The 24,365-nt window shown below is 64.7% G+C and carries 21 protein-coding genes; 4 read left to right on the forward strand and 17 right to left on the reverse strand.

All coding sequences use genetic code 11. From position 1 onward, the window contains the following. The 12 genes from ACX3P1_RS12645 to hutI all read right to left on the reverse strand — a co-directional run bounded on the left by ACX3P1_RS12645 (position 1) and on the right by hutI (position 12,806). Positions 1-1,215, reverse strand: a complete 1,215-nt coding sequence (locus tag ACX3P1_RS12645) for an efflux RND transporter periplasmic adaptor subunit (protein ID WP_459079923.1) — start codon at positions 1,213-1,215, stop codon at positions 1-3. 87 nt (positions 1,216-1,302) lie between these two features. Then, entirely contained in the window at positions 1,303-1,890 is a 588-nt protein-coding gene (locus tag ACX3P1_RS12650) for a TetR family transcriptional regulator (RefSeq protein ID WP_459079924.1), read from the reverse strand. Positions 1,891-2,185: 295 nt separating this feature from the next. Further along, positions 2,186-2,962 (reverse strand): amino acid ABC transporter ATP-binding protein, encoded by a 777-nt coding sequence (locus ACX3P1_RS12655; protein WP_459079925.1) that lies wholly within the window; start codon positions 2,960-2,962, stop codon positions 2,186-2,188. 1 nt (position 2,963) lies between these two features. Further along, a complete protein-coding gene (locus ACX3P1_RS12660; protein WP_459079926.1) occupies positions 2,964-3,626 on the reverse strand; it encodes an amino acid ABC transporter permease in 663 nt (220 codons plus the stop codon). After that, positions 3,626-4,273 carry an amino acid ABC transporter permease gene (locus ACX3P1_RS12665; RefSeq protein ID WP_459079927.1) on the reverse strand — a complete coding sequence of 216 codons (648 nt, stop codon included), beginning with the start codon at positions 4,271-4,273 and terminating at the stop codon, positions 3,626-3,628. The genes ACX3P1_RS12660 and ACX3P1_RS12665 overlap by 1 nt, the downstream gene beginning before the upstream one ends. A 58-nt stretch (positions 4,274-4,331) precedes the next feature. Next, positions 4,332-5,150, reverse strand: a complete 819-nt coding sequence (locus ACX3P1_RS12670) for a transporter substrate-binding domain-containing protein (RefSeq protein ID WP_459079928.1) — start codon at positions 5,148-5,150, stop codon at positions 4,332-4,334. 97 nt (positions 5,151-5,247) lie between these two features. Continuing rightward, a complete protein-coding gene (gene hutU, locus ACX3P1_RS12675; protein ID WP_459079929.1) occupies positions 5,248-6,915 on the reverse strand; it encodes a urocanate hydratase in 1,668 nt (555 codons plus the stop codon). Positions 6,916-6,928: 13 nt separating this feature from the next. Further along, positions 6,929-8,092 (reverse strand): acyl-CoA dehydrogenase family protein, encoded by a 1,164-nt coding sequence (locus ACX3P1_RS12680; RefSeq protein WP_459079930.1) that lies wholly within the window; start codon positions 8,090-8,092, stop codon positions 6,929-6,931. Further along, positions 8,089-9,255, reverse strand: coding sequence for a CaiB/BaiF CoA transferase family protein (locus tag ACX3P1_RS12685; RefSeq protein WP_459079931.1), 1,167 nt, complete (start codon positions 9,253-9,255; stop codon positions 8,089-8,091). The genes ACX3P1_RS12680 and ACX3P1_RS12685 overlap by 4 nt, the downstream gene beginning before the upstream one ends. Beyond that, the gene (hutG, locus tag ACX3P1_RS12690; RefSeq protein WP_459080020.1) at positions 9,252-10,043 is read right to left on the reverse strand and encodes an N-formylglutamate deformylase; all 792 of its coding nucleotides are present in this window, start codon (positions 10,041-10,043) and stop codon (positions 9,252-9,254) included. The genes ACX3P1_RS12685 and hutG overlap by 4 nt, the downstream gene beginning before the upstream one ends. A 26-nt stretch (positions 10,044-10,069) precedes the next feature. Continuing rightward, on the reverse strand, positions 10,070-11,611 hold the full coding sequence (gene hutH / locus ACX3P1_RS12695; protein ID WP_459079932.1) for a histidine ammonia-lyase: 1,542 nt from the start codon (positions 11,609-11,611) through the stop codon (positions 10,070-10,072). Beyond that, complete coding sequence (gene hutI / locus ACX3P1_RS12700; protein ID WP_459079933.1) at positions 11,604-12,806, reverse strand: imidazolonepropionase; 1,203 nt, start codon at positions 12,804-12,806, stop codon at positions 11,604-11,606. The genes hutH and hutI overlap by 8 nt, the downstream gene beginning before the upstream one ends. 138 nt (positions 12,807-12,944) lie before the next feature. On the opposite strand from hutI, the gene ACX3P1_RS12705 reads away from it, so the two are divergent. The 3 genes from ACX3P1_RS12705 to hisC all read left to right on the forward strand — a co-directional run bounded on the left by ACX3P1_RS12705 (position 12,945) and on the right by hisC (position 16,252). Further along, positions 12,945-14,309 (forward strand): formimidoylglutamate deiminase, encoded by a 1,365-nt coding sequence (locus tag ACX3P1_RS12705; RefSeq protein ID WP_459079934.1) that lies wholly within the window; start codon positions 12,945-12,947, stop codon positions 14,307-14,309. Beyond that, positions 14,306-15,037, forward strand: coding sequence for a GntR family transcriptional regulator (locus tag ACX3P1_RS12710; RefSeq protein ID WP_459079935.1), 732 nt, complete (start codon positions 14,306-14,308; stop codon positions 15,035-15,037). Before ACX3P1_RS12705 ends, ACX3P1_RS12710 begins: the two co-directional genes overlap by 4 nt. 111 nt (positions 15,038-15,148) lie before the next feature. After that, positions 15,149-16,252: a histidinol-phosphate transaminase gene (gene hisC, locus ACX3P1_RS12715; protein ID WP_459079936.1), complete on the forward strand. Its 1,104-nt coding sequence runs from the start codon at positions 15,149-15,151 to the stop codon at positions 16,250-16,252. Positions 16,253-16,653: 401 nt separating this feature from the next. On the opposite strand, the gene ACX3P1_RS12720 is transcribed toward hisC, so the two are convergent. From ACX3P1_RS12720 to ACX3P1_RS12740, 5 genes are all read right to left on the reverse strand, one after another. After that, on the reverse strand, positions 16,654-17,367 hold the full coding sequence (locus tag ACX3P1_RS12720) for an ABC transporter ATP-binding protein (RefSeq protein WP_459079937.1): 714 nt from the start codon (positions 17,365-17,367) through the stop codon (positions 16,654-16,656). Further along, entirely contained in the window at positions 17,364-18,107 is a 744-nt protein-coding gene (locus tag ACX3P1_RS12725; RefSeq protein ID WP_459079938.1) for an ABC transporter ATP-binding protein, read from the reverse strand. The genes ACX3P1_RS12720 and ACX3P1_RS12725 overlap by 4 nt, the downstream gene beginning before the upstream one ends. Continuing rightward, the gene (locus ACX3P1_RS12730; RefSeq protein ID WP_459079939.1) at positions 18,104-19,105 is read right to left on the reverse strand and encodes a branched-chain amino acid ABC transporter permease; all 1,002 of its coding nucleotides are present in this window, start codon (positions 19,103-19,105) and stop codon (positions 18,104-18,106) included. Before ACX3P1_RS12730 ends, ACX3P1_RS12725 begins: the two co-directional genes overlap by 4 nt. Position 19,106: 1 nt before the next feature. Beyond that, positions 19,107-19,979: a branched-chain amino acid ABC transporter permease gene (locus ACX3P1_RS12735; protein WP_459079940.1), complete on the reverse strand. Its 873-nt coding sequence runs from the start codon at positions 19,977-19,979 to the stop codon at positions 19,107-19,109. A 158-nt stretch (positions 19,980-20,137) separates the two neighbouring features. Continuing rightward, entirely contained in the window at positions 20,138-21,409 is a 1,272-nt protein-coding gene (locus ACX3P1_RS12740) for an ABC transporter substrate-binding protein (RefSeq protein WP_459079941.1), read from the reverse strand. Between the two features lie 406 nt (positions 21,410-21,815). On the opposite strand from ACX3P1_RS12740, the gene ACX3P1_RS12745 reads away from it, so the two are divergent. Continuing rightward, positions 21,816-24,365, forward strand: a complete 2,550-nt coding sequence (locus tag ACX3P1_RS12745) for a caspase family protein (protein WP_459079942.1) — start codon at positions 21,816-21,818, stop codon at positions 24,363-24,365.

The raw sequence follows: 24,365 nt of genomic DNA on the forward strand, positions 1-24,365 counted from the left end.
TTATCCGGCCGTGGATTTGCTGCCGGCATCGACCGGTGTGTCACTATCCGTTGCGGGCTGGGCGGCTTCCGGCTTCCATGGCTGAGCACTGACCGGAGCACCGGGCCTGATCTTTTGAAAGCCTTCCACGATAATCTTGTCGCCGGCCTTCAGGCCATCTTCGACAACCCAGCGCTCGCCCACGGTACGTCCGACCCGCACCGTCCTGAGTTCGGCGATATTTTCGTCATTCACGACATAGACCTGGGATTGCCCGCCGGAATCACGCTGGATCGCCTGTTGCGGAATGGCGATGGCATTTTGCTGGACGCCCTGCTCGATCAGCACGCGCACATACATGCCGGGCAGAAGATCGCCTTCCGGATTTGGAAATTCGCCACGCAACGTCACCTGCCCGGTCGTCGCATCGACCGCCGCCTCAAGAAACAAAAGACGGCCGGCATGGGCATATTCGCTGCCGTCGTCCAGTCGCAGCAATACGCGCGCTTCACCGGGGTTCGAACTCGTCAGCGCTCCGTTTTCGAGAGCCTTGCGCAGTTTCAGCAGTGCGTTGGCCGACTGGGTGAAATCGGCATAGACCGGGTCGAGCTGCTGGATGGTGGCCAGGCTTTCGGCGCTGTTGGTGCTGACCAGCGCCCCCTCGGTGATCATCGCCCGCCCGATACGGCCGGAGATCGGCGCCTTGATCTCGGCATAGTCGAGATTGAGTTGCGCTGCGGCAAGACCCGCACTTGCTATCGCGACCTCGGCGTCGGCCTGGGCAAGGGCTGCCACGGCATTGTCCATCTGCTGCCCGCTGGCGACATTGCGCTCGCGCAGCTGTGTTTGCCGATCAGCCGCCTGACGCGCCTGAAGCTGGACCGATTGCGCGCGCTGCAACGTCGCTTCCGCACTGGCGACCTGCACGCGAAACTGTGCGGGGTCGATGCGGTAGAGCACGTCGCCCTGCTCGACGAGGCTGCCCTGTTCGAAAACGCGCTCCAGCACGATGCCCGACACGCGCGGACGCACTTCGGCGATGCGGGTAGGCGCGATGCGGCCGGGCAATTCATTCAGGATCGGGATCGGCTCCGGCGTCACCTCGACGACGCTGACAGCGGAAGGCGGCGGTGCCGCCGGCGCTTCGGCGGAGCTTTCAGCCTCGCTACAGGCTGCGACCAGCGAGAGGAGCGCGACAGCGGCAGCTATCTTCAGGGGCACGGCAAAAATACGCATTAGGGGAAATCCACGAATAGGTGTCACTGCCGATGCGTTCGATGGTGACGCACCGGTGAAAATTGGGAATGGGTTTTCAGCGAGGGATCAGGAAGAGTCTGGTGCGCCACCAGCCTTGTCAGGTGCAGGAACCGCATCGACCAGCCAGCCGATTTCCTGCAAGATGCGCCGGCGCTCCTCATCGGTCCAGGAATGAAAATCATGCCATTCTAGTGCCCTCAATCCTTCAAGAGCGAGAAAGGCCAGGAGGCCACCGCGCGGGCTTTTCGACGTCGCCATGACCGAGGCGATGGTCCGCTCGTAGTAATCCTGAATGGGCTTGCGCAACGCCTTGTCTTGCGCGAGCGCAGCACCGAGATTGACCGCCACTGCCCGCGCGTCATCAGGCTCCGCATCCGACGAAGCCGCGATCAGGCCGCGTATCGAAGCACTCGACACCGCACCCAGTTCCTCGGTCGCGGCACGAATTCGCTCTTCCCCCAGTGCCACGCGCCGCTCGATCACGGCTTTGATCAGCTGCTGCTTGGACTTGTAGTCGTAGATGACGCTGGCCTTGCTGATGCCGGCCTCGATGGCCACTGCATCAAGGGTCAGATGCGCTGCGCCGTTGCGAACGACGACGGCCTCTGCGGCATCAAGAATATCGTCCTGTTCGATTACTCTGGGGCGAGCCATGCGCAAGGCATCCAATCATTAATTTCCGACCGTTCGGTTATTATAGGTGCGCTGCACCATGACATCAAGGATGCTCGTCGGAATTTGTGATGGAAAATCGTCAACGAGCCGTGATCGGCACCGGCCCGGAATCGTCAGCGAGCCAGCAAGGCGCCGACGACAACGCATTGCTGGCGCGGCTCTACTCCCGTCCCCGGAAGCCGAAAAGATCAAGCGATACCAGGGTAGAATTCTACCCCCGCGCAGGTCTGGTGACATCTTCCCGCATGTACCTCGCCGCCTTGTCGTGGGCGAATCAGAAGACGTTGCGCTCGTGATAGGTGCGCAGAAAGGCCTGGATGCGCGGGTCCTTGGGGTCGTGCAGGATCTGGCTCGGCGCGGCCACACCCACCAGTTCGCCCTTTTCCATGAAGCCGACCTGATCCGCGACATGCGCGGCGAACCCCATTTCATGGGTGACGACGACCATGGTCATGCCCTCGGAGGCGAGCGTCTTCATGACGCTCAGCACCTCGCCCACCAATTCCGGATCGAGCGCGGAGGTGGGTTCGTCGAACAGCATCAGGCGCGGTTCCATGGCGATGGCACGGGCGATCGCGACGCGCTGCTGCTGGCCGCCCGACAGGCGCGCCGGATGGTTGGCCATCTTGTCGGCGAGCCCCACCTTCTCCAGTGCCCCGGCCGCGCGGCTTCCGGCCTCGGATTTTGACATGCCGCGCACGCGGATCAGCCCCTCGGCCACGTTCTGCAACGCCGTCATATGCGGCCACAGGTTGAACTGCTGGAACACCATGCCGATCGAGCGGCGCATCTCGCGCAGCTTGCGGCCCGACATCTTGCGGCCACCCGGACTGGCGTAGCCGATCAGTTGCCCGTCGATGGTGATCTCGCCGGAATCATATTCCTCAAGGAAGTTGATGCAGCGCAAAAGCGTGGACTTGCCCGAGCCGGAAGGCCCGATCAGGCAGGTCACCTTGCCCGGCGTGATGGACAGGTCCACCTGTTTCAGCGCCTGGAACGGGCCGTAGAACTTGTTGACCTTGCGGATCTCGACGGATGAGGCCTCTGCCATCCTATGTCCTTTCGATCAGATGTCGGGTAATGCGCGTTTCCAGCCGGCGGCCGAGGCGCGAAATGGTTTCGACCAACGCCCAGAAGAACAGAGCCAGCACCAAATTGGCCTCCAGATAGCGGAAGGTCTCGGTGGACATGCGCTGTACCTGATACATCAATTCGGGCACGGTGATGATGGACAGGATCACCGTCTCCTTGGTCAGGATGATGGAGAAATTGACCAGCGCCGGCAGTGCGGAAACCAGGCTTAGCGGCAGCAGGATGCGGCGGATGATGGTGAGTTCCGACATGCCGATGGCGCGTGCCGCTTCGAGCTGGCCAAGAGGCACGGCAAGATAGCCCGCGCGAAAAATCTCGGCGAAATAGGGGCTGCCATAGACGCTGAGCCCGAGGATACCGGCCGGCAGGGCGTCAAGGCGCAGGCCGAGCAGCGGGCCGCCATAATAGAGCACGAAGAGCTGTACGAGAAAGGGCGTGCCGCGGATGACCTCGATATAGACCTGGATCAACCAGCCGAGCCAGCGCGGCCCGTAACGCTGCGCCAGCGAAATGAGCAGGCCGAGGATCATGCTGAAGACGGTGCCCAGGAACCAGCAAAGGATCGTCAGCCCGAAGCCTTTCAGCAGGATCGGCCAGTATTGCAGCAGGATGCTCAGGTCCATTACACGGTCATCCTGTGCTCGAGGTAGCGCCCGAGCGCCGCCAAGCAGAGATTGATGATCAGGTAGATGCAGGCTGCTGCGATGTAGACTTCCAGCGGGCGGAAGGTGGTGGCCGCCTGCGCCTGGCTGGCGCGCGTCACTTCCATTATGCCGACGATCGACACCAGCGACGATGCCTTGACCAGCAGGATCAGCTCGTTGACCAGCGCCGGCAGCGAAATCCTGAACGCCTGCGGCAGGATGATCCGTGCCCAGATGTCACGCGGCCGCATGCCGATGGCGGTCGCCGCCTCGGCCTGGCCGTTGGGAAGCGCAATGATGGCGCCGCGCCAGATTTCGGAGACATAGGCGCTGGAACAGATGCCGACCGTCACCACGGCCGCGACCATAGCCGGCACGTTGATGCCGACGACGGGCAGGAGATAATAACAAAGAAGAAGCTGGACCAGCAGCGGAACCCCGCGCAGGAAACTGACCCAAAGTGCTGCGAACCAGCGCAGCCAGGCCACGCGGGACAGTGCGGCCGCGCAGATGAGCGCGCCGACCACCAGCCCGAGCGCAATGCCCAGCCCTGAAATCAACAGCGTATAGCGCGCGGCCCAGAAGAGCGGCTCGAAGCTGTTCAGAAACGTGGAGATCGAAAACATCGGTGCTCCGATTGACGCAAGGCTTGCGGGCGGGATCGCTCCCGCCCGCAGCGTATCGTTACTTGGTGGGGACTTCGCGCGGCAGCTCGGTGTAGGAGCCGAGCCACTTTTCCTGGATCGCCTTGATACGACCGTCGTCGGTCATCTTGAGCACGGCGTCGTTGATGGCCTTGACGAAGCTTTCGCTGTCAGCGTCTTTGCGCGCCACCCAGGCAAAATAGGTCGGCTGGCCGAACGTCGCGCTATCGAACATGGCGAACGTCTCGGGACGGCTCTTGACCAGATAGCCCAGGTTGGGCAGCGAGCCGGCAACCGCGTCCAGACGGCCGGCGGCAAGATCCGCATAGGCCTCGTCAGTGGTGCCGTACTCCTTGACGTCGACGCCGCCCAGCGTGTCGCCGAAGGCCTGCAACTGCTTGAACTGCGCGGTGCCCTGCTGGACGCCTACGGTCTTGCCCTTGATGTCTTCCGGCTTCTTCATCTCGGTGTTGGCGGTGGCGCGCACCAGCGCCACGGTGGCGTCGGCGATCGGCAGCGTGAAGTTGTAGCGCTCAAGCCGCTCCGGCGTGATGGTGACCGGGGCGATGACGATGTCGAACTTCTTGACTTCGAGGCCGGGCAGTTCCGCGGTCCACGGAATGTCCTGGTAGACCGGCTCGACGCCGAGCTCCTTGGCGACACCGTCGAACAGGTCCTTGGTCATGCCTTCATAGGTGCCGTTGTTGAGCACGTCGAAGGGCGCATAGTGCATGTCGGTTGCCGTGACGATCTTGCCGGCGGCCTTGATGTCGGAAAGCTGGTCGGCCATGGCGGGCACGGCGAGGCCGAGCGCGGCCAGGCCGAACAAAGCCGATTTCAGTGTGTTGGAAAACTTCATTTCACTTTTCTCCCTGGTGAACTGTTAGCGACTGCTGATTAACCAAAGCTATTGGGTTTTGTCGCGCGCCGCCAGAGGCCGGAGGCGCGCGATGCCATCAAAGAATGGCGGGCAGGTTCAGCCCTTGTTCGCGAGCGCAGTCGATCGCGATCTCATAGCCCGCATCGGCATGGCGCATGACGCCAGTGGCGGGATCGTTCCAAAGCACGCGCTCCAGCCGGCGCGCGGCGTCTTCAGTGCCATCGGCCACGATGACCATGCCCGAATGCTGCGAGAAGCCCATGCCGACGCCACCGCCATGGTGCAGCGACACCCAGGTCGCGCCCGAAGCGGTGTTCAAGAGCGCGTTGAGCAGCGGCCAGTCGGAAACGGCGTCGGAGCCGTCCTTCATCGATTCCGTCTCGCGGTTCGGCGAAGCGACCGAGCCGGAATCGAGGTGGTCGCGGCCTATGACGACCGGGGCCTTCAACTCGCCGGTGCGCACCATCTCGTTGAAGGCGAGGCCGAGCCGGTGGCGGTCGCCGAGGCCAACCCAGCAGATACGCGCCGGCAGGCCCTGGAAGGCGATGCGATCGCGCGCCATGTCCAGCCAGTTGTGCAGATGGTGGTTGCCGGGCGTCAGTTCCTTCACCTTGGCGTCGGTCTTGTAGATGTCTTCCGGATCGCCCGAAAGGGCGGCCCAGCGGAACGGGCCGATGCCGCGGCAGAACAGCGGGCGGATATAGGCCGGCACGAAGCCGGGGAAGGCGAAAGCGTTTTCCAGCCCTTCCTCCAGCGCGATCTGGCGGATGTTGTTGCCGTAGTCGAGCGTCGGCACGCCGGCATTCCAGAAGTCGACCATGGCGGCGACATGCTGCTTCATGGAGGCGCGCGCGGCCTTTTCCACTTCCTTGGGTGCGCTCTCCTGCTTGGCGCGCCATTCGGCGACGTTCCAGCCGAGCGGCAGGTAGCCGTGTATCGGATCGTGCGCCGAGGTCTGGTCGGTGACGATATCGGGCCTGACGCCGCGCTTCACCAGTTCCGGGAAGACATCCGCCGCATTGCCGATCAGCGCCACGGATTTCGCCTCGCCCGCCTTGGTCCACTGGTCGATCATGGCCAGCGCTTCATCGATGGAATGGGCTTTTGCGTCGACATAGCGGGTGCGCAGGCGGAAATCGACGCGGGTCTCGTCGCACTCCACCGCCAGGCAGCAGGCGCCGGCCATCACCGCGGCCAGCGGCTGGGCGCCGCCCATGCCGCCAAGACCCGCGGTGAGTATCCACTTGCCTTTGAGGCTGCCGCCATAATGCTGGCGGCCGGCCTCGACAAAGGTCTCGTAGGTGCCCTGAACGATGCCCTGGGAACCGATATAGATCCACGACCCGGCCGTCATCTGGCCGTACATGGCCAGGCCCTTCTTGTCGAGTTCGTTGAAATGGTCCCAGGTTGCCCAGTGCGGCACGAGGTTGGAATTGGCGATCAGAACGCGCGGGGCGTCCTTGTGGGTCTTGAAGACACCGACCGGCTTGCCCGACTGCACCAGAAGCGTCTCGTCGGCCTCCAGCTTCTTCAGGCTGTCGACGATGATGTCGAAATCCTTCCAGGTGCGGGCGGCGCGGCCGATGCCGCCATAGACCACCAGTTCATGCGGGTTCTCGGCGACGTCGGGATGCAGATTGTTCATCAGCATGCGCATGGGCGCCTCGGTCAGCCAGCTTTTCGCGGTGATCTCGGAACCGGTCGGAGGAAAGACATCGCGGGTATTGTGTCTGGGGTTGCTCATGGTTTGACTCCTGTCAGGCCAGCATAGTGCCGGAAATAATGATGCGCTGGATTTCGCTGGACCCCTCGTAGATGCGCATGATGCGCAGGTCCCGGTTGATCCGTTCGATGGGAAAATCGCGGGTGTAGCCATAGCCGCCATGCAGTTGCAGGGCGGTGTCGGCGATCTTGCCCGCAGCCTCCGACGCGCCCAGCTTGGCCATGGACGAGGCCAGCGAGAAACGCCCGCCATGGCGATGCGCCAAATCGCGCTGGCGCGCGGCCTCCTGCGACAACAGCAGCGCCGAGTGGAAGGCGAGCCCCATGTCGGCGATCATCCAGCGAATGCCCTGCCGCTCCGACAGCGCAATGCCGCCGATGACGCGGTCCTTGGCGTAGGCGACCGCCGCGTTCATGGCAGCACCGGCAAGGCCGAGACATTGGGCTGCGACCTCGATGCGGCCGTTGTCGAGAACCTGCATCGCGATGCGGAAGCCCTTGCCCTCCTCGCCGAGCAGCGCGCTTTCAGGAAGCACGCAGTCGAGGTTCAGCGTGAAGACATGACCGCCCTTCAGGCCCATGGTCTTTTCCGCTGGCCCGGCTTCGAGGCCGGGCGTGCCCTTGGGCAGGATGAAGGCCGAGATGCCGCGATGCGCCTTTTCGGGATCGGTCACCGCATAGACGACGATGAAATCCGCAACCCCGCCGTTTGAAATGAAGCACTTGGTACCCTTGAGGTGCCAGCCATTTTCCGTGCGCCGCGCCCACGTTTTCATGTCGGCGGGGTCGGAGCCGGCGGTGGGTTCGGTCAAGGCGAAAGCGCCGAGCGCCTCGCCGGTGGCAGCCTTCGTCAGCCATTCCTCTTTCTGCGCATCGGTGCCGCCGATCAGGATGGAATCGGTCGCCAGATAATGCGCCGTCAGCGCCGAGGCGGTCGAGCCGCAGGCACCGGCCACGATGGAGACGGCGCGCAACAGCGCCGGCGCGGAGATGCCGCCGCCGCCATAGGCCTCCGGCAGGTTGGCGCCCATCATGCCCGCTTCGCCGAGCACGCCAAGCTGCGCATGCACGAAGCGCGAGGCCTCGTCGGTCTCGGCCGCCAGCGGCGCGATCTTGTCCGCGCAAAGCCGCTCCAGCACGTCGCAGAACATGCGCTCCTCTTCGGCAAGCATGTGCCAGGGGTCGTCGATCTGCGTCATGCCCTCCCCTCCAACTCGAATTCCTCCAACCCGAATTCCCTCAGAACTGCTTCAATGTCGCCGCCGAGGCGCGGGGCCGCGGTTGCCGCCAACGGCTTGACGCCGTCGAAGCGCACCGGCTGGCCGACGACCGGCGCCTGGCCGAGCACGGGATGCGCCAGTTGGCTCACCAAGCCGCGTGCGGCAGAGTGTTCATTGTCGGCGGCCTTGGCGATGTCCCAGATCGGCGCGGTCGGCAGGCCCTGCGAAGCCAAGGCCGCAACGGCCGCCTCGGTCGTCAGCGCGCCCGACCATGCCTCGATCAGCGCGCGCAGCGCCGGCTCATGCTCGGTGCGGCTGCTGTCGCTCGCAAAGCGCGGATCGGCAGCGATCTCCGGCTTGCCGATGAGGGCCGCCAGCCGCTCGAACTGCCCGGCGTTCAGCACGGCGATCACCACCTGCCCGTCGCTTGTGGCAAAGCAGCCGAAGGGCGTGGAGAGCGGATGACGGTTTCCGACCCGGCCCGGCAGGATGCCGCCGTAAAGATGCTGGGCATGGCTGGTCGTCAGCATGGAGAACAAGGCGTCGTACATGGCGACGTCCAGCGTCGCGCCTTGGCCGGTGGCGTTGCGCTGCACGAGTGCTGCCATGATCGACCAGCTAGCGAACAGGCCGGCGACCAGGTCGGCGATGCTTTCGCCGGTTTTCAAGGGTGCACCGCCCTCCTCGCCGGTCGCGGCCATCAGGCCGGACATGGCCTGCACCACCAGGTCGTAGGCCGGCAGGTCCTTGAAAGGACCCTCCTGCCCGAAGCCGGAAATGGAGCAGTAGACCAGGCGCGGATTGGCCGCGCGCGACGCCTCGGCACCAAGGCCCAGGCGGGCGGCGACGCCGGGGCGGAAATTTTCCACGATCACGTCCACACGCGCGGCGAGCGCCTGCGCCAGTTTCATGTCGGCCGGCTTCTTCAGGTCGAGCACGATGCTCTTCTTGCCACGGTTGTTCAGCGTGAACAGCGCGCTCTCGCCATCCTTGAACGGGCCGACATGGCGGTAGTCGTCGCCGGATGGCGGCTCCAGTTTGATGATCTCGGCGCCCAGATCGGCCAGCAGCGCGGTGCAATACGGCCCGGCCAGAACGCGCGACAGGTCGAGCACCTTGATGCCGGCAAGCGGTCCGCTCATGGCTTCAACTCCGGCGCGAGCGCGGCAAGCCGGGTGAGGATGGCGCCAAGCGTAATGCGCAGCGCCGCTGCCTTGACCTCGTCATAGGCGAAGGGCGGGGATTCGGTCGCGAGATGGGTGGATTGCGCCAACTCCATCTGGATGGCGTGGACGCCATCCTTGGGGCGGCCGTAATGGCGCGTGGTCCAGCCGCCCTTGAAGCGGCCATTGAGCACGTGCGTGCGGCCGCTCGCGGCGCACAGGTCGAAGATCGCGGCCTCGATACGCGGGTCGCAGGTCGCGCCGTTATTGGTGCCAATGTTGAAGTCGGGCAGCACGCCCTCGAACAGGAACGGAATATGCGAGCGGATCGAATGGCAATCGTAGAGGATCGCCACGCCGTGCCTGGCCTTCACCCGTTCGATCTCGGCGGCAAGCGCCTCATGGTAGGGCGCATGGAAATCCGCCTTGCGCGCTGCGATTTCAGCCGCCGTCGGTTCCTCGGTCCAGATCGGCTCGCCGTCGAAATCGGTCACCGGCACCAGGCCGGTGGTGTTCTGGCCGGGATAGAGGCTGGCGTCGTCCGGGCCGCGATTGGCGTCTACGCAATAGCGATGGAACGTCGCCCTGACCGTCGTCACATTCGGCAACAACCCGTCATAGAGGCGCTCGATGTGCCAGTCGGTATCGGCCAGGATGCGCCCGCGCGCGTTGAGTTTCGCGCGGATCGTCTCGGGCAGATATGTGCCGGTATGCGGCAGGCCGAGAATGACCGGGCCATCGCCCCGAACAATTTCGACAGGCTTCACGGGTGTTGGGTCCACGGGGGTTGGGTTCACGGGCGGGCCTCGTCCAGCATGCCCTTGGGCAGGGCCTCGAGCAGCGCGCCGGAGCGGACAAGGGCAGCGACCTCGGCAAGGTCGGGAGCCATGTAGCGGTCCTGATCCAGCGCCGCGACCGACTTGCGCAGCCGTGCGACCACCGCCTGAAGCGGGGTTGAGGTTTTGAGCGGGGCGCGGAATTCGACGCCGGCGGCTCCGCACAGCACTTCGATGCCGACGATCTGGGCAAGGTTGGCGTTCATCCGCTTCAGGCGGCGCGCGCCGTGCGCGGCCATGGAGACGTGGTCCTCCTGGTTCGCCGAGGTCGGGGTCGAATCGGTCGAGCAGGGATTGGCCAGATGCTTGTTCTCGCTCATCAGCGCCGCCGAGGTCACCTCGGCGATCATCAGGCCGCTGTTCAGGCCCGGATCGGGTGTGAGGAAGGGCGGCAAATCGTGGCTGAGCGCCGGGTCGACCATCAACGCGATGCGGCGCTGCGAGATAGCCCCGATCTCGGCGATCGCCAGCGCGATCTGGTCGGCGGCAAACGCCACCGGCTCGGCGTGGAAATTGCCGCCCGAAACGATCTGGCCGGTTTCGACCAGCACCAGCGGGTTGTCGGTCGCGGCGTTTGCCTCGATCTCCAGCGTGCGGCCCGCCTGGGTCAAAAGGTCGATGCAGGCGCCGGTGACCTGCGGCTGGCAGCGGATGCAATAAGGGTCCTGCACGCGGGTGTCGCCGACGCGGTGGCTTTCGCGGATTTCCGAGCCATCCATCAATGTGCGGATGGCGCTGGCGACAAGAATCTGGCCGCGATGGCCGCGCAACTGGTGGATTTCATCCAGGAAGGGCGCGGTCGAGCCCATGATGGCGTCGGTGGAAAGCGACGACGACACCAGCGCATTGCGCGCCGCCCGAGAGGCCTCGAAGAGGCCGACCAGCGCGAAGGCGGTCGAAACCTGGGTGCCGTTGATGAGCGCCAGCCCTTCCTTGGCGGCCAGCACCATCGGCTTCAGGCCGGCGGCGGCCATAGCCTCGGCGCTCGCCATTTCGCGACCCTGATAGGTGGCGCGGCCTTCGCCCAGCATCGTGGCCGCCATGTGCGCCAATGGCGCGAGGTCGCCCGAAGCGCCGACCGAACCCTGCGCGGGGATCACCGGATGCACGCCCTTGGCCAGCATGGCCTCGATCAGCGCGACCAGTTCGGGGCGGGTGCCGGAGGCGCCGCGACCGAGCGACAGAAGCTTCAGCGCCATGATCAGGCGCACGGTTTCTTCCTCGACGGCCTCGCCCACGCCGCAGCAATGCGACAGGATAAGGTTGCGCTGCAAGGTGGCCGTATCCTCGGTCTTGATCTTGATGGAGGCAAGCTTGCCGAAGCCGGTGTTGACACCATAGACCGGCACGTCGCCCTTGGCGGCGGCATCGATCCTTGCTGCGGAATCGGCAATGCCGGCGCGGGCGCTGTCGGCCAGCCGCACGGCAAGCCCCTCGCGCCAGACGCGCTCCAAATCGGCCAGGGTGACCTTGCCGGGTATCAGGACGATTTCAGACATATTGGCCTCCGAAAATGCGGGCATGAAGCGGGTTGAAGCCGATGCGATAGGAAAGCTCGGCCGGATGCTTGATGTTCCAGATGGCCAGATCGGCGCGGGCGCCGGGTACGATCACGCCGCGATCGGAAAGGCCAAGCGCGCGCGCCGCGTTGCGGGTCACGCCACGCAGGCATTCGGCAGGCGTCATGCGAAACAGCGTCGCGCCCATATTCATGGTCAGGAGGATGGAGGTCAGCGGCGAGGTGCCGGGATTGGAATCGGTGGCGAGCGCGATCGGCACGCCGGCGTCGCGCAGCGCCTGAAGCGGCGGATATTGCGTTTCCCTGAGCGTATAGAAAGCGCCGGGCAGCAGGACGGCGACGGTTCCGGCCTTCGCCATGGCGGCGATGCCGTCCGCGCCGAGATATTCGAGGTGGTCCACGGAAAGCGCGCCGTGTTCGGCCGCCATCGCCGCTCCGTGCAGGTCGGACAATTGTTCGGCATGCAGCTTGACCGGCAGGCCGAGCGCCTTGGCATGATCGAAGATGCGCGCCATTTCCTCGACCGAAAAGGCGATGCCCTCGCAAAAACCGTCCACCGCATCGATCAGCCCTTCGGCATGGCCCTGATCCATGCCGGCAAGAACCACGCGGTCGATATAGCCGGCGCGGTCGTCCTTGAATTCCGGCGGCAGGGCGTGGGCGGCAAGCCAGCTGGTAAAGACATGCACCGGACGAAGCGTGCCGATACGCCGCGCGACGCGCAGCATTTTCAGTTCGGTGGCGATGTCGAGCCCGTAGCCGGACTTGATCTCCAGCGTGGTGACGCCTTCGGCAAGCAGCGTGTCGACGCGCGGCAGCGCCAGCGCCAGAAGCTCGTCCTCGCTGGCTTCGCGGGTGTTGCGGACACTGGAGAGAATGCCGCCGCCGGCCCGCGCGATCTCCTCGTAGGCAGCACCTTCCAGGCGCATCTCGAACTCGCGGGCGCGGTCGCCGCCATAAACGATGTGGGTGTGGCAGTCGATCAGGCCCGGTGTGACCACCCGCCCTTCGAGGTCGCGCGAAGGGGCACCGCGATAGGCTGCCGGCAGGTCGGCATCGGCGCCGACCCAGGCGATTGCGCCGCCGTCGATAGCGATCGAAGCGCGCTCAACGAGCCGATAGCCCGCCTTCTCGTCGTCCACGATTGCCACTGCGGCATTGCTTAGAACCTGCATCCTGTGCCCTCCGGCCCTGTCCGTGATTTTTCTGAGCCTAACCATAATCGGATTTCTATGTCTAGACTTATTCTGTCTCTATGTCTAAACTTATTGATGTCGGCTTCCGAGTCGAGACGGCGAGAGGAGATCGGAATAATGACGACACTTTGGGCGGACCGTGCGTTGCTGCAGGGCGGCTGGGCGGAGAATGTCCGTGTCGATTTCGGCGCGGACGGCCGCATCGCCAAGGTTGAAGCCGGCGCGGCGCGAACGGGGCAGCAGGTCGGCCTTTTGCTGCCGGCGATGGCCAATCTTCATTCGCACGCCTTCCAGCGCGCCATGGCCGGCCTGTCGGAAGCGCGCGGGCCGCAGCCGCGCGACACGTTCTGGACATGGCGTCAGATCATGTACCGTTTCCTCGACCATTTGACGCCCGAGGATGTCGAGGAGATCGCAGCCTTGGTGCAGATGGAGATGCTGGAAGCCGGCTACGCCACCAATGTGGAATTCCACTATCTGCACCACCAGCCGGGCGGGACACACTACGCCAACATCGCCGAGATGTCGGAGCGGATCGTGGCCGCCGCCGCGCGCACCGGCATCGGGCTGACCCTGTTGCCGGTGCACTATCAGTTTGGCGGCCTTGACGGCCGCCCGCTCGGACCCGGCCAGCAGCGTTTCGGCACGACGCCGGACGAATTCGCCGTTCTGCTCGATGCGGCGGAGCGGGCGTTGCGGCATCTGCCGGCCGATGCGGGGATCGGCATCGCGCCGCATTCGCTGCGCGCGGTCGGCACCGAGGCGCTGACCATCTGCGAGGGCTTGCGTCCGGGGCGGCCGCTGCACATGCATCTGGCCGAACAACTCCCGGAAATCGAGGAAGTGCAGGCCGCGCGTGGCCGCCGCCCGGTCGAATGGCTGCTCGACAACCACAATCCCGACCGCCGCTGGACGCTGATCCACCTCACCCACATGACCGAGGCCGAAACCCGTGGGCTGGCAGCCACCGGTGCCGTGGCCGGGCTTTGCCCGATCACCGAATCCAGTCTTGGCGACGGCATCTTCAACGGCACGATCTGGAAAGAGGCGGGCGGACGCCTCGGCTTCGGCTCGGACAGCAACGTCCGCATCTCGCTGGTCGAGGAACTGCGCACGCTGGAATACAGCCAGCGCCTGCGCGACACCGCCCGCGCCGTACTCGCCGAGACGGGGCGCTCCACCGGCCGGGTCCTCTACGAGGCCGGCCTGGACGGTGGCATAACGGCCGCAGGGCGCGAGACCGGGGCTATCGCCCCCGGCCTGTGGGCCGATCTGTGCGCGGTTTCGCTGGACAATCCGGTGCTCGCCGGCCGCAAGGGCGACGAGATGCTGGACAGCCTGATCTTCGCCGGCCATGACGGGTTGGTGCGCGACGTCTGGGCGGCCGGCCGCCATGTCGTGCAGGACGGTCGGCACCCGGACCACGAGCGCATCACCGCCGATTACCTGGCATGCATCGGCCGATTGCAGGAGCGGATGTGACCGACAAGCCAGCCGGTTCCACCTCCCCCAAGGCGCAGCACATCGCCAGCGAGGTACGCCGCCGCATCGTCGAGCACGAATGGCGCCAGGGCGACCGCATTCCCGACGAGGCCGACCTGGCGATCGAGTTCGACGCGGCGCGCGCCACCGTCAACAAGGCCCTGCAGCTTCTGGCCGGCGAAGGGCTTTTGGACCGCCGGCGCCGGGCCGGCACGCGGGTCGCGATCGACCCGGTCCGCAAGGCAACCTTCACCATCTCCATCGTGCGCGAACAGGTGGAACAAGCCGGCATGGCCTACAGCCATCGTGTCGTTGCGCAGCGCAAGAGCCCCATTCCCGACGATATTGCAGCGCGGGTCGGCCTTCCGACGGGCGAGGTGCTGGTCCATATGCGGGCGGTGCACTATGGCGATGGCCTGCCGTTCCAGCTGGAGGACCGCTGGCTCTACCCGCGCACCGCGCCAGAGCTGGAAAAAGCCGATTTCTGGCAATTGAACGCCAATGAATGGCTGGTGCGAAATGCGCCTTACCTGCGTGCGGAACTGGCATTCTCGGCCGAAAATGCCAATCGCCGCGACGCACGGCTGCTGCGGACGCAGCCAGGTCAAGCGCTGCTGATCCTGCACCGCACCACCTGGAACGACATCGGGCCGATCACCACCGTCCGGGTGGCGTTCCAGCCCGGTCATTTTGTCGGCACCGAAAAGACCACGGCGGGGGGCGACTGATCCGGCCCGATGCGCGGCTTTCAGGCAAGATAAATCCATTCCCCCAGCTTTACAGGCAAACACGATACAGGCGGCCAAGCCGTCACCACGCCGGGCAAGGAGGCCCAAAGCATGACCAAAGCTCACTCGTTCCTGCGCCCGGAACTGGCCGCGCTCGCGCCTTACAATGCCGGCCTCACCGCCGAAGAGGTCGCCCGGCGGCCTGGCGTGACCCGCGTCGCCAAGTTGGGCTCGAACGAAAACCCGCTCGGGCCGGCCCCGGCGGTGCGGCAGGCGCTCGAAGCCTCGTTGCAGCGCATCGCCGTTTACCCCGACCCGTCGGGCCGCGCGCTGCTGGCCAAGCTGGCGGCACGGCACGGCGTTTCGGCCGACCAGCTGGTGCTGGGCAACGGTTCGGAAGATCTTCTCGCGGTGCTTGCCCGCGCCGTTTTAAGGCCGGGCGACCAGGTGGTCACGCTTTATCCGTCCTTTCCGCTGCATGAGGATTATGCCCGGCTGATGGGGGCGGAGGTCACGCGCATCGGGCTGACGCCGCAAGGCAGCATCGATGTCGACGCGCTGGTGCAGGCGGTGGCGCAGCCGGTGCGGCTGGTGCTGTTCGCCAACCCGATGAACCCGGCCGGCGTGTGGCTGTCGCCGCAGGATCTGGACCGGGTGCTGGACGCGGTCCACCCCGAGGCGGTGACCTGCCTCGACGAGGCCTACCACGAATATGCGGAAGGGGAGGGATACGCTTCGGGCACGGCGCGGCTGGCGACCCATCGCGGGCCGCTGCTGATCCTGCGCACCTTCTCGAAGGCCTGGGGGCTCGCCGGCCTGCGTATCGGCTACGGGCTGACCAACAGCGCGGAACTGAAGCGCGGGCTGGATCTGGCACGCACCCCCTTCAACGTGAACCTGATGGCCCAGGTGGCGGCCGAGGCGGCACTGGCCCATCCGCAATCGGTGGCGGAAGCGGTGGCACTGGTGCAGCGCGAGCGGCCGCGCGTAAAAGCCGCGATCGAAGCGCTCGGCCTGCGCGTGCTGCCGTCAAAGGGGAATTTCCTGTTCTTCGAAGCGACCCGCCCATCGGTCGAACTCGCCGAGGCGCTGCTGAACCAGGGCGTGATCGTCAAGCCGTGGAAGCAAGCGGGCTACGAAAACTGGCTGCGCGTCTCGGTCGGCACCGAGGCCGACAACGACCATTTCCTGAAGGCACTGGCCGCCTCGCTCTGAGCCTGGACCTTATCGCATGAGGCCGCCTCCGCGGAGGGTAGAAGCACAGCACCTAGCTAGAGGGTGGGGCGATGGCCCCCACCTGATCGCACCCCCCTTTGGCTCCCACCCCAGCATGGGCATCGAGTCGGTGGAGTACCCTCAGCAAGGGTCCTGCATCGGTTCCAAGCACGCCACGTAATGCTGCTTCAAACTCTATCGCGCGAGGAACAATCTCCGCGTAAGGCCGGCGACCTGCGGCGGTCAGGGACAGGGTCTCCTCACGGCGATCATTCGGGCTTTCCCTGCGCCTCAACCACCGTCGCTCCTCGAGTGCGTGAACAGCCCTGAAACCTGAGAGCCCGTGGTCACCAGCAAGCGGATTGGCCGCTTCACCGCTCTGTTTGCTGCATCAACGCGTATCAGGCGCCGCCCATGTAGATGTCCATGATCTGGCGGTCGTCGCGCACGTCGCTCGGCGAGCCTTCGAAGCGCTTTTCGCCGGCAGCGAGGATGTAGATTCGGTCGGCGATGGGCATGGCCTCGCGGATGTTCTGCTCGACCATCAGAATGCCGATACCCAGTTTCGTCAGCCCGGTGATGCGTTCCAGCGTTTCGATCACCATCGCGGGCGACAGGCCGGCGGAGGGTTCGTCGAGCAGGATGAAGCGCGGTTGCGAAACCAGAGCGCGCGCCAGCGAAAGCATCGCCTGTTCGCCGCCCGAAAGCGCGCCGGCCGCCGTGCGCCGACGCCGCGCCAGTGAGGGATACTCGTCGATCAGCGCCTCGATGCGGCGCTCCACCGCGCTGCGGTCAGCAATGGCGTAGCCGCCCATGCGCAAATTTTCCATGACGGTCAGGCGCGGGAACACGCCGCCGCCCTGCGGCATCAGCACCAGCCCCTCGCGCACCACGTCATGGACGGCAAGGTTGGAAAGCGTCGTGCCGCCAAGGCTGGCCGTGCCGCTCCACACCGGCAGTGCGCCGGCGATGGCCTTGAGCAAAGTAGACTTGCCGCAGCCGTTGGGGCCGAAGATGCAGGTGATCTTGCCGGCCTCGGCCGTGAGCGAAATGCCGTGGACGATTTCCTGCTTGCCGTAGCCGGTGACGATGTTTTCGGCGGCGAGCGTACTCATTGCGGCCGCCCCAGATAGGTTTGCATGACTTCCGAATTGCGCACGATGTCGTTGAAGGTTCCGCTGGTCACTACCCGACCCGAATCCATGACGATAATGCGGTCGCATACGCTGCGCACCATCTCCATGTCGTGCTCGATGACAAGGAAGGTAACGCCGCGTTCGCGCAGCCGCGCAATCGCCTCGAGGATGATCTTGCGGATGTTGGGGTGCACGCCGGCGGTCACCTCGTCGAGCAGGATGAGGCTGGACTGGCGCATGATGACGCGGCCGAATTCGAGCAACTTCTGCTGCCCACCCGACAGGTCGGCGGCGCGGTTATCGGCGACATGTTCCAGCTTGAGCAGCGCGAGCGTCTCTGTCGCCCGCTCATGCGCACCCAGCCAATGACCTTGCGCCGCCGCCGCCAGCAAGTTCTCGGTTACGGTCATGTTCTCGAACAGAGCGGGGATCTGGAAGGTGCGCGCCAGTCCCAGCCTGGCGATCGCATAGGCGCTGCGGCCGGCCACCTCCTGCCCGTCGAAACGGATCTGGCCGCTGTCCGGCGTCACCGTGCCCGAGACGAGGCTGAATAATGTCGACTTGCCGGAGCCGTTCGGCCCGATCAGCCCGGCGATCTCCCGACGCCCGACTTCCAGGCTGACGCCGTTGGCGGCCTTGATGCCGCCGAAGTGCTTCTGCACGTCGCGCACCACGAGGATGGGGTCGCCCGCCGGCGATGATTGCGTGGCCTCACTCATGGCCGCCCTCCCTCCCCGCTACCGCCGGCCAGCTTGCCGGCGGCCTTTTCCAGTATCGTGCTCGATTTGGCGCGCTTGGCAAACAGGCCGGCGATGCCGTTGGGCAGGAACAGCACCACCAGCACGATGGCCGCGCCGAGTACGGCGATATAGAAGGCGGTGTCGCCCCAGTACATCCACACGAGGCGGTTGACGACGAACAGCATCACCCCGCCAATGGCCGGTCCCCACAGGCTACCCAGCCCGCCGAGCAGCACCATCACCACCATCTGGTCGGTGATGTCGCCGCCGAACACGCTCTTGGGATTGATGAAGGTGACCCAGTAGGCGAAGATCGCGCCAAACACCGAGGCGGTTACCGCGCTCAGCACGAAGGTCTGCAATTTGACCAGCGATGTGTTGATGCCCATCGCCTCCGCCGCCGGCTCGTGGTCGCGCAGCGCCTTGACCTTCAGGCCAAAGCGGGAGCGCTCGAACAGCGCCCAGGTGACGAGATAGGTCAGTGCCGCCGCGCCGAACATGGCGAAATAGAAGAAGCGCTCGTTGAGGTAGGGCGGCAGGCCGATGCCGCCGATGCCGCCGGTGAAGTCCACCACCGAGGAAAATTGGATCAGCACCTCGGCGAAGGCCCATGTGGCGATGGCGAAATAAGCGCCGCGCAGGCGCAGCGTCGGTGCGCCGATGACGACGGCGAACAGGGCTGTCACCAGCATGCCGGCCGGGATCGTGGCCAGGAAAGGCAGGCCGAACGGGTCGCCCATCAGGAGCGCGGTCGCATAGGCGCCCAGGCCGAAAAAGGCCGAGTGGCCGAAATTGATGTAGCCGGCATAGCCGCCCAGAATGTTCCAGGAGCAGGCAAGCCCCGCCCACATCAGCGCGCCGGTGGCGATGCGCAGCCAGTAATTGTTGACCAGCAACGGCATCAGCGCCAGCACCACGAGGATGGCGGCGAGCAGGACGAGGCCCGGCAGGCGCGATTTCATGGTTTGCGCCGCCATGTCACAATCCTCTCCGCAAGATCCCCTTCGGGGATATGAGAAGGACCAGAAAGAGCGTGGCGAAGACCGCCAGCAGCGAATAGCTGGACCCGACATAGGTGGAAACGAAGGCTTCGATGACGCCGAGCAGCAGGGCTGCGACCAGCGCGCCGCCGACCGAGCCGAGCCCCGCCAGCACGGCGACGAAGAAGGCGAACAGCGTGTAGCGCAGGCCGACCTCCGGATTGACCGAGTAGATAGACCCCATCAGCACGCCGGCCATGGCGGTGATGCCTGCGTAAAGCCCGTAGACATTGGCGCTGAGGCGGCGGATGTTGACGCCCATCAGAGCGGCGTTATGCCGGTTCTCGGCCGTGGCGCGGATCGCCAACCCGTAGCGGGTGCGGTAGAGGAACAGGAACAGGCCGCCGGCGATTGCCGCCGCAAAAACTGCCGCGGCAACCCGGATCAGCGGTACCGTGACCGGGCCGAGGGTGAAGCTTTCGCCGCTCAGCGCCGTCTGCACGCTGTAGGTGTTGAAGCCCCACGCGGTCAGCATGCCGCCGCGCAGCAGCGTGAACAGGCCGAAGGTCAGCGCCAGCGCCATCAGTTCCGGCCTTGCCGTTCGGCTGTTGCGGACATTGTAGAGGATCGGCCCGATCAGGTAGCCAAGCGCGCCGAACAGGACGAAGGCCACCGGGATCGCCGCGAAGCCGTCGACCCCCAGCGCCGCTGTCATGTAGTAGCCGAGATAGCCACCCAGCACGACCCAGCCGCCGACCGCGAAGTCGATGACATGCAGCACGCCGAAGGTAAGCTGGAAGGCGATGGTGAAGGTGGCGATGACGCCGCCGATCAGAAGGCCGTTCAGCAGAGTCTGGAGAAAAAGATCCAAGGCGAAAACCGTTCGTCGTCAGGGAAACGGAAAGGCAGAGCGGTACGGCGGCAAGCCGGCACCACAGGCACATGGTCCGTCATTTTGCAGGCATGCGCAACCGGCGGCGGAATTCGACCGGGATGGGGCGGTGGTCTCGCCCCATCCCGTCTTGACGCTTATTTCCAGGCCGGCAGCGGATAGATGAAGGGCGCGGCAGCCGCTTCCTTCGGGCCGACCGCGATGGTCTTGCCGCCCTGGATCTGGATCAGCACCGGAACGGGCTGGGTATTGTCGTGATAGTGCGGGCCTTCCTTTTCGAACTTGATCGGCCCGTAGAAGGTCTGGATGTCGGTTTCGGCGATGGCATCCTTCAGCGCCACCCGGTCCTCGGGCGTCAGCGCCGGCTTCTTGCCGAGGCGCTTGAGCGCATCGCCCAGCACCAAGCCGCTGGCCGCGCAGCCGGCCTCGGTATAGTCCGGCTCCGAGCCCGACTTCTTCTGCGCCATCTCGGCGAATTCCTTGGCTGTGCCGAACAGATCGTCCTTGTAGGGAACGGTCGGCAGCCACACCGCCACGCCGGTCGTGCCGTCCGCATCCGCGCCGAGTGCCTGGGCGAAGGCGGGGTTGGTGACGCCGTAATGCATGATCAGCGCCTTCGGCCGATAATTCAGCGACTTGCACGTCTTGACGACATTGATGAGCGGTTCCTCGTGCCCGCCCACCGCAATGACATCCGGATTGAGGGCTGCGATCTTGGAAATGACGGGGGTGAGGTCGCCTTCCGGCGGCACCAGTTCATAGGCAACCAGTTCCAGACCGGCAGCCTTGACGCCATCGCGAAAGCCTTCGCCGGTCTCCTTCGAGAACGGCTCGTTGACGCCGATGACGGCGATTGTCTTGGCGGCCGGGTTCGACAGCTTGGCCAGCACCGCCAACGACATGCCGGACGTGGTGTCGACCGAGGGGATGATGCCGAAATTGAATTCCGGCTTGGCTTTCCACACATTCGGCGATTCCGCCGAGCCGGAAATCATCGGTACCTGGTATTTCTGGCAGATCGGCTGCACGGCGATGGTCGAGCCGCTGGTATAAGGGCCGAACAGAACGTCGACCTCGTTCTGCACGATCAGCCGTTCGGCGGCGTCGGCGCCGGTCGCCGGATTGCTCTGGTCGTCGCCGTAGAACATGTCCACCTTGAAACGGTCACCGCCGACTTCGACGCCGCCCTTGGCGTTGATGGCGTCAGCCCATAGATCGTAGCCGCGCTTGGTGAGGTTGCCGCCGAGGATATTTTCTCCCGACAGCGATGTGATGACGCCCGCCTTGAAGGTCGACGCCTGCGCTCGGGCCGTGCGCACGAAGGGCATTCCCAACGTGCCTGCCGTCAGGGCGACGGCGCTGCCGCCGAGGAAACCGCGGCGCGAAAACCCTCTGCTACTCGTGGACATTGATGCAATTCCTCCCTTTGCGTTTTCGTATCAGATTGAACTGATGGATTTTGATCGCCATACGATCATATGCATATAATCCCGGCAAGGGGATTTACGCAGCGTCATGCAATAGGGGGAGCATGAGGATTTATGGGGTGGGCTGGAACGGAGTATCGGCCGATGCGCCAGACCCACGAACCTACACCTGCAGCTTACTCCGGACAGCACCTCCGGGGCGATTTGACACGCATTGCGGGCGGTTCGGTTCTGAGGTAACCTAGAGCCTATTCAGATGAGGAATGTGCCCGCTGTCGCGATGGCTTTTCACTCTGTTCCTGTCTCGGCAGATTGTGAACTCTGTAGCCGACCTTGATACCGCAAGCTGCGTGCTTGGGGTCGCCAGGTAACGGTTAAGGCAGTTGCCATGCTCCGACTTTGCGGATTCATCGCAGTCTTCCTCGTAGCGGCCCTGACGACCTTCGATGCGTCGGCCGATCGAAGGGTTGCCCTGGTGATCGGCAATTCCGAGTACCGGGAAATCCCCGCGCTCAAGAACCCCGACAAGGATGCCGAGGACGTATCCAAAACCTTTCGGCTGGCCGGTTTCGAGGTGTTCGTCGCCAAGGACCTCACAAAGCTGCAGTTCGAGAAGCAGTTTCGTCACTACCTCGCGGCGGCGGACGGCGCCGATCTGTCCGTCGTGTACTATTCAGGTCATGGCTTTCAGATCGGAGGCGAAAATTTCTTGATCCCCGTGGATGCCTCGTTGAAGAACGCGGCCGACATTGAGGTACAGGCGATCAGGCTGGGCGATGTGCTGCAGCAGTTGCGTTCGAAATCGAAGATCCAGGTGATCATCCTCGATGCCTGTCGCAACAATCCGTTTCCGCGCAAGGATTATTGGCTGAGGGATCAATTGATCACGGCGGGCAACACCGGTCTTGCGCAGGTCAAAAGCTCGCTGAACACGCTGATAGCCTTCGCCACCGAGCCAGGGGCGGTCGCCTATGATGGAACGGGAGACCTCAGCCCGTTTTCATCCGCATTCTCTCGGCGCGCAATGGCTCCGAACCAGGAGCTTCGCACGGTCATGGCCGCGGTGCGCCGCGATGTGGTGGAGGCCACTGACGGCAAGCAGGTTCCCTGGGAAAACTCGTCCCTCATTGACGAGGTTGTCCTGATGCGCCGTGCCAGCCGGCCTTCGCTGCCACCGGTTCTGGAGAAGCTTGTGCCGTCGGGTGTCGGGCCCGTCGCCCTGGACCTGCCGGAACCGGTCGACATCGATGGCGGATCAATCACCGTTAGCATCGAAAGGCCGCCTGCGCTCGGGCGCCTGCTGCTGGACGGCAAGGCTGTCGAGGTGGGCGAACTGATTCAGGGCAAGGACTTGCCGCGCCTGAAGATGGAGGTGCCCAAGGGCATCGGTGCGCAGGAGGAGGTGGACATGCTGGCCTATGCCACGCATGACAATTGGGGTGGCAAAGCCCAGGGCATAATGGTGTTCCGTGTCAAAAGCGGCCAAGGCGCCGAGGGCGAACAGATTATGGCCTCGCTCGAAGCTGAGCAGAAACAGCAGGTGCTCGAGCGAGGCATCCATATCACCGGTGCTGCCGAGGCGATCGAAAACCGCGAGATCAGCGTTCCGGTCGGCGTCGGCCCGGTTCCGCTGAAGCTGGATTTCCCTACAAAGGATGCCGCCATCAGCGTGAAGGTCGCGAACTATCCGATAACGGGAACGCTGTCCCTGCCGGATCGTGCCCTGTCGCCCGAGTCGAGCCTGATGGCGGACGAGCTTGACGATTTGCGCTACGAACCCCAGATCGGTACCGCCGAACCGGTCGAGGTCGGCTTCGAGATCCGGGCCGACAGCAGTTCATCCAAGCCCGCCACGATGAAGCTGTCGCCCAGCGTCGATCCGTGCGACCAGGCTGCCGGCGAACCTCTCGACCTGCAGGGTGTTGTTCCAGGCCTCCTGCCAAACGAGATCAGCGCCGAGGCCGTGAAGCCCTGCGAGGCGGCGGTGAAGGCCTATCCCGATGTCGCCCGCTTCCGCTACGAACTGGGGCGAGCGCTGTTGGCGGCCGGCAAGGTCGACCAGGCAAAGAAGGCCATCCAGGAAGCCGCAGACAGGGGCCATGTCCGCGCCGTGTTCGAACTCGGCTATTTCAACGCGACGGGAACGGGAATGCCCGTCGATCGCAAGCGGGCCAACACCTTCTATGCATCCGCATCCGATAAGGGCGATCCCTACGGGATGACGTCGTGGGGCCGCGCCTTGTTCAACGGCTATGGCGTCGAGCGCGACACCGGCAAGGGGCTGGACCTGCTGCTCAAGGCGGCGGCTATGGGTCATACTTACGCGATGAACGATCTTGCCGCGATCTTCACTGAAGGCCGCAATGGCGTGCCCGCGGATCCGGCTCGCGCCGTGGCTTTTCTGAAGGCCGGCGTCGAGCGGCAGGACATGTATTCGATGAACCTGCTCGGCCGCAACTACCTCAGCGGGCAGGGCGTCGAGAAGAACCCGAAGGCAGCATTGGCGCTTTTTCAGAAGGCCATTGACCTCGGCCAACCCTACGCCCCAGGCAGCCTTGCGCGCATGTACCGGGACGGTGTCGGCGTAGGACAGAACCTCGCCGAAGCGCAAAGGCTGTTCGAGGTGGCGGCAACGCGGGGCGACCAGTCCGGCGCGTATGATCGCGCGGCCCTTGAAATGCAGAAGGGCGACAAGGCCGACCAGGCAATAGCAGTGCGTTATCTTGCCTTCACGGTCGCGCTTGATCTTCGCAAGGAATTGCCGGACGCCCGGGCGGTGCTGGCGAAATTCGGAGTGAAGGCGAAGACGGCGGCGCTCAAGCAATTGCGCCGGGACCTCAAGTCGAAGGTCCCGGCGAATGGCTCGCTGGACGACCAACTGGTCAATGCGGCCAGAGCGGTCTGGGAGCAGGCCAATCCACGTCGAGACCTGTTTTGA

The organism is Mesorhizobium sp. A623 (assembly GCF_054489405.1).